Origin of the sequence: Methylobacterium sp. (assembly GCF_028290105.1) — a bacterium.
Taxonomy (GTDB): domain Bacteria; phylum Pseudomonadota; class Alphaproteobacteria; order Rhizobiales; family Beijerinckiaceae; genus Methylobacterium.
In genome coordinates, this window is record NZ_JAQGKL010000266.1 from 1 (window position 1) to 3,325 (window position 3,325).

A 3,325-nucleotide genomic window follows, 5' to 3' on the forward strand; every position below is an offset into this window, starting at 1 on the left:
GCCCGGCGCGACGCCGACGCGGGCCGTCCGGCCCGCAGCTTCGGCGGAGAGGGGCGTCCGCCCCGTCGCGATGACGACCGCCCGCGCGGCAATGCCCGGCCGCAGGACGGCGCCGAGCGCCGAGGCCCGCCGCGCGGGAGCGAGGAGCGTCCGCGCGGACCCTTCCGCACCGGCGCGAACCGCTTCGGCGGAGAGGGCGAGGCGCGCGGTGAGCGTCCGCCGTCGCGCCCCCCGGCCCCGCGCGGTGATCGTCCCGATGGCTTCCGGGGTGACAAGCCCAGCGGCTTCCGGGGCGGCGAGCGCCCGGGTGGCGAGCGTGGTGGTTACAAGGGCGGCGCGGCGCGCTCCGATGGCGAGCGCGGCGGCTTCAAGGGTGGCGCGAAGCCCGGCGGCTTCAAGTCAGGCGGCAAACCCGGTGGCTTTGGCAAATCCGGCGGTTTCGACAAGTCCGGTGGCAAGCCGGGTGGCGGCGGCAAGCCCGGCGGGTTCAGCCGAGGCGGTGCCGGTGGCAGGCCGGGCGGCGGCTCTGGTCGACCTGCCGGGGGCTCCGGTCGGCCTGCCGGCGGTTCGGGCCGTCCGCCGCGCGGCGGCAGCCGGTGAGGATCGTCGGCGGCGATCATCGCGGTCGCCGCCTCGCGACACCCAAGACGGATGCGATCCGCCCGACCTCGGACCGCCTGCGCGAGGCGATCTTCAACGTCCTGGCGCACGCCTATGACGATGCCGCTGTCGGCGCCCGGGTGCTCGACCTCTTCGCCGGCACGGGAGCGCTCAGCTTCGAGGCCCTGTCGCGCGGGGCGGCCTATGCCCTCCTCGTCGACGAGGGCGCAGAGGCGCGTGCGCTGATCCGCGAGAACATCGAGGCCTTCGGGGCGGAGGGGGCCACCCGCCTGTTCCGGCGCGATGCCACCCGCCTTGGGCCCGTGGGCACCAGCGGCACCTTCACGCTGGTCTTCTGCGACCCGCCCTACAACCGCGACCTCGCGCCGGCCGCGCTCGCGAGCGCGGCGGAGGGTGGCTGGCTCGCCCCCGGCGCCCTTGTGGTGGTCGAGGAGGCCGCCAGTGTCCACGTCGCCCTGCCGCCCGGCTTTTCGGAATTGGAGCGCCGGATCTACGGCGACACGGCGCTCGCCTACGCCCGCTACGCGGCTTGAGCCCGCGACCGCTTCGCGCGCCGGGGACCTCCGGACGTTCGAGCGGCGTTGCCCCGACATGCTCCTCGCAGATGCCGCTCCCGTCACCGCCGAGCCGGCCGAGGCCGACGATCCGCGCCCCGCGCGCGCCTGGCGTCCGCGCCGCGTCCTGATCACTCCCGCGGCCCTCGAACACGCCCATGGCCGGGCGATGCTGGCGCGGGCCGAGGCGCTGGGGCTTCCCGTCGAGCGCCTGAAGAGCAACCGCCTTCTTGGCTTTCGCGATGAGGACCCGCGCCGGGCCTACCGCGAGGCGAAGGCGACGCTCGCCATCGTGGTGGCACCGCCGACCAAGCTGAAGCTGCAGCCGATCCCACCCAGCGCCGACTGGCGCTTCGACCTCGCGGAGGGCTGCCCGGCCCATTGCCAGTACTGCTATCTCGCCGGCTCGCTCTCCGGCCCGCCGGTGACGCGAGCCTACGCCAACCTCGACGCGATCCTGGGCAATCTTCCCGCTTATCTCGGCCAGGGCGCCGTCACCTCGGCACAAGTGGCGCGGGCGAGCGAGGGCACCACGTTCGAGGCCTCCTGCTATACCGACCCACTCGGCATCGAGCACCTCACCGGCTCGCTTTCCCGGGCGATCACGCATTTCGGGGCGTGGGAGGCACCGGTGCAACTGCGCTTCACCACCAAGTTCGCCGCCGTCGCGCCGCTCCTGACGCTGGCGCATCGCGGCCGCACGCGAATCCGCTTCTCGGTGAACGCGCGGGCCGCCGCCCGCTACGAGGGCGGCACGGCGAGCCTCGACGCGCGTCTGGCCGCCCTGCGCGCCGTGGCGCTGGCGGGTTATCCGGTCGGCCTGACCGTCGCGCCGATCCTGCCGGTGCCGGATTGGCACGAGGCCTACGCCGCCCTGATCCGCGATGCCGCGGCGGCGCTCGCGGGCGTGCCCGGCCTCGACCTGACCGTCGAACTCATCACCCACCGCTTCACGCCGGGTTCCAGGCAAGTGCTCCAGGGCTGGTATCCGGGCTCGGATCTGCCGATGGACGAGGCGGAACGCACCCGCAAGCTCACCAAGTTCGGCTCGGTGAAATACGTCTTTCCCCGCGACCTGATGCGGACGATGCGCGAGACGATCACGGGTGTGCTCGCGCGCGAACTGCCGCAGGCGCGGGTGCTCTACTGGACCTGATGCGTCAGGGCGCCTTGCCCCCGTCGAAGCGGGTGCGTGCCGCCTGGATCGTGTCGAGGTTCGAGAACGCCCAGGCGCCGAGCGCCTGCACCGGCCCCTGCAGGGATCGGCCGAGAGCAGTGAGTTCGTAATCCACGCGCGGCGGGATGGTTGGATAGACCGTGCGCGAGACCAGCCCGTCGCGCTCCAGGCCCCGCAGGGTGAAGGTGAGCATCCGCTGCGAGATGCCCCCGATGGTGCGCTTCAACTCGTTGAAGCGGCGGGGACCGTCGGTGAGCGTCATCACCACGAGGATGCTCCACTTGTCGCCGATCCGCGCCAGAACCGTGCCGACCACCCGGCAATCGCCAGGATGGTGCGGGGCCGGTGCCTCGGTTCCCTCGCTGTGCCCGGGTTCCACGAATGTGCCTCCTTGCGCGCGCGCCGATCCGGATCTCTATAGCGCCCTGGTACACTTCTGATACCGGGAACAGACCATGAAGCTCCTGCACGTCGACGGCAGCATCCTCGGCGATCACTCCGTCAGCCGCGCCGTCTCCGCCGCGATCGTCCAGCACCTCGAGGCCGGCGCGCCCGGTCTCGCGGTCACCTATCGGGACGTCGCCGCCGAACCGATCCCGCACCTCTCGGGGGCGTATCTCGCCGGCCAGCAGCCGAACGCGACGAACACCCCCGACATCCAGCACGACGTCGCCCTGGGCCGAACGGTCTTGGAGGAGTTCCTTGCGGCCGACATCGTGGTCATCGGCGCGCCGCTCTACAACTTCACGATCTCGTCGCAGCTTAAGGCCTGGGTCGACCGCATCCTCGTGGCGGGCAAGACCTTCAAGTACACCGAGAGCGGCGCCGTCGGTCTGGTCCCGGAGAAGCGCGTCATCGTCGCCGTGGCGCGGGGCGGGCTCTACGGCCCCGGCGCCCCGGCCGCCGCATCCGAGCACGCCGAGACGTATCTGCGGGCGGTGCTCGCGTTCATCGGTGTCACGAACCCGGAATT

4 protein-coding genes and 1 pseudogene are annotated in these 3,325 nt (G+C 72.5%); 4 read left to right on the forward strand and 1 reads right to left on the reverse strand.

Annotated features, from left to right (window positions below):
• The 3 genes and pseudogenes from JWQ05_RS18650 to JWQ05_RS18660 all read left to right on the forward strand — a co-directional run.
• Positions 1-600, forward strand: a pseudogene (locus JWQ05_RS18650) (RNA-binding protein); the annotation flags it as partial.
• Positions 597-1,154, forward strand: coding sequence for a 16S rRNA (guanine(966)-N(2))-methyltransferase RsmD (gene rsmD, locus JWQ05_RS18655; protein ID WP_299661711.1), 558 nt, complete (start codon positions 597-599; stop codon positions 1,152-1,154). The pseudogene JWQ05_RS18650 and the gene rsmD, both read left to right, overlap by 4 nt.
• 58 nt (positions 1,155-1,212) lie before the next feature.
• Positions 1,213-2,331, forward strand: a complete 1,119-nt coding sequence (locus JWQ05_RS18660; protein WP_299661714.1) for a spore photoproduct lyase family protein — start codon at positions 1,213-1,215, stop codon at positions 2,329-2,331.
• Positions 2,332-2,335: 4 nt separating this feature from the next.
• Here JWQ05_RS18660 and JWQ05_RS18665 read toward each other — a convergent pair whose 3' ends face one another.
• The gene (locus JWQ05_RS18665; protein WP_299661717.1) at positions 2,336-2,731 is read right to left on the reverse strand and encodes a helix-turn-helix domain-containing protein; all 396 of its coding nucleotides are present in this window, start codon (positions 2,729-2,731) and stop codon (positions 2,336-2,338) included.
• Between the two features lie 76 nt (positions 2,732-2,807).
• Here JWQ05_RS18665 and JWQ05_RS18670 point away from each other — a divergent pair.
• Positions 2,808-3,325: NAD(P)H-dependent oxidoreductase (locus tag JWQ05_RS18670; RefSeq protein ID WP_299661719.1), on the forward strand; the 518-nt coding region annotated here is incomplete at its 3' end.

Excerpts from the sequence above, each read along its gene's own strand:
- JWQ05_RS18660 (WP_299661714.1), top strand. The coding sequence starts at position 1,213 with ATGCTCCTCGCAGATGCCGCTCCCGTCACCGCCGAGCCGGCCGAGGCC.